The 2,008-nt window shown below is 32.9% G+C and carries 2 protein-coding genes and 1 pseudogene; all 3 read left to right on the top strand.

The annotated features are described in order from the left end of the window. Positions 1-88: 88 nt before the first annotated feature. Entirely contained in the window at positions 89-1,045 is a 957-nt protein-coding gene (locus tag HMPREF2647_RS10620) for a thymidylate synthase (protein ID WP_000282655.1), read from the top strand. 41 nt (positions 1,046-1,086) lie between these two features. After that, positions 1,087-1,572: a trimethoprim-resistant dihydrofolate reductase DfrS1 gene (locus HMPREF2647_RS10615; RefSeq protein WP_000175735.1), complete on the top strand. Its 486-nt coding sequence runs from the start codon at positions 1,087-1,089 to the stop codon at positions 1,570-1,572. Between the two features lie 9 nt (positions 1,573-1,581). Further along, positions 1,582-1,980, top strand: a pseudogene (locus HMPREF2647_RS10610) (DegV family protein); the annotation flags it as partial. Positions 1,981-2,008: the final 28 nt, after the last annotated feature.

Raw genomic sequence — 2,008 nt, 5'->3', positions numbered from 1 at the left:
CATATTATAAATTCAACTTTGCAACAGAACCTCTTTTCTAGTATAATGTTTATTAATATAGTACATATTTTTATAAGGAGTTGTACGCATGTATAATCCATTCGACGAAGCTTATCATGGCTTATGCGAAGAGATATTAGAAATAGGGAATAGACGCGATGATCGCACACATACCGGGACAATTTCCAAATTTGGGCATCAATTGCGTTTCGATTTAACCAAAGGGTTTCCTTTACTTACAACCAAAAAGGTTTCTTTTAAATTAGTAGCAACTGAATTATTATGGTTTATTAAAGGAGATACAAACATTCAATACCTACTTAAATATAATAACAATATATGGAATGAATGGGCATTTGAAAATTATGTTCAGTCTGATGATTATCATGGACCAGACATGACAGATTTTGGACATCGTTCCCAGCAAGACCCTGAATTTAACGAGCAGTATAAAGAAGAAATGAAAAAATTTAAAGAACGTATTCTAAACGATGATGCATTTGCTAAAAAATATGGCAACTTAGGGAATGTTTATGGTAAACAATGGAGAGATTGGGAAGATAAAAATGGAAATCATTACGATCAATTAAAATCAGTTATACAACAAATTAAAACCAATCCAAACTCTCGACGTCACATTGTTTCAGCATGGAATCCTACTGAAATCGATTCAATGGCATTACCACCTTGCCACACAATGTTTCAATTTTACGTACAAGAGGGTAAATTAAATTGTCAATTATATCAAAGAAGTGCTGATATATTTTTAGGTGTTCCTTTCAATATTGCAAGTTATGCTTTACTGACACATCTTGTTGCAAAAGAATGTGGACTTGAGGTGGGTGAATTCATTCATACATTTGGAGATGCACATATTTATTCCAATCATATGGATGCAATACATACACAATTATCAAGAGATAGTTATCTACCACCTCAATTAAAAATTAATACAGATAAATCAATTTTTGATATTAATTATGAAGATTTAGAATTGATAAATTATGAATCACACCCTGCTATTAAAGCACCTATTGCGGTATAAAAAGATGCATTAATATTTCGCATACAGAAAGGAGGTATACCATGACATTATCAATAATTGTCGCTCACGATAAACAAAGAGTCATTGGGTACCAAAATCAATTACCTTGGCACTTACCAAATGATTTAAAGCATATTAAACAACTGACCACTGGGAATACACTTGTAATGGCACGGAAAACTTTTAATTCTATAGGGAAGCCATTGCCAAATAGACGTAACGTCGTACTCACTAACCAAGCTTCATTTCACCATGAAGGGGTAGATGTTATAAACTCTCTTGATGAAATTAAAGAGTTATCTGGTCATGTTTTTATATTTGGAGGACAAACGTTATACGAAGCAATGATTGACCAGGTAGATGATATGTATATCACAGTAATAGATGGAAAGTTTCAAGGAGACACATTCTTTCCACCATACACATTCGAAAACTGGGAAGTCGAATCTTCAGTAGAAGGTCAACTAGATGAAAAAAATACTATACCGCATACATTCTTACATTTAGTGCGTAGAAAAGGGAAATAGGAGGCAATTATGGCTAAACAAATTATCGTCACGGATTCAACCTCTGATTTATCACATGAATATTTAAAACAACATAACATTCATGTTATACCATTAAGCCTGACAATCGACGGGAAATCTTACACTGATCAAGTTGATATCTCTTCAAGTGAGTATATCGATCATATTGAAAATGATGCAGACGTCAAAACAAGTCAACCACCTATTGGTCGATTTATTGAAACATATGAGCAATTAGCTCAAGATGACGTTGAAATTATAAGTATTCATCTTTCGTCAGGCTTAAGTGGTACTTATAATACTGCTGTTCAAGCGAGCCATATGGTAGATGGTAATATTACAGTGATTGATTCTAAATCTATTTCGTTTGGGTTAGGTTATCAAATTAAGCAAATTGTTGAATTGGTTCTGTTGCAAAGTAAAAAAATATAGCTAA

Source organism: Staphylococcus sp. HMSC035D11 (assembly GCF_001836075.1).
Taxonomy (GTDB): Bacteria; Bacillota; Bacilli; order Staphylococcales; family Staphylococcaceae; genus Staphylococcus; species Staphylococcus hominis.
This window is presented reverse-complemented; position numbering and strand designations above follow the sequence as displayed.

Coding starts and splice junctions, on each gene's coding strand:
- HMPREF2647_RS10620 (WP_000282655.1), top strand. CDS start 89: ATGTATAATCCATTCGACGAAGCTTATCATGGCTTATGCGAAGAGATA.
- HMPREF2647_RS10615 (WP_000175735.1), top strand. CDS start 1,087: ATGACATTATCAATAATTGTCGCTCACGATAAACAAAGAGTCATTGGG.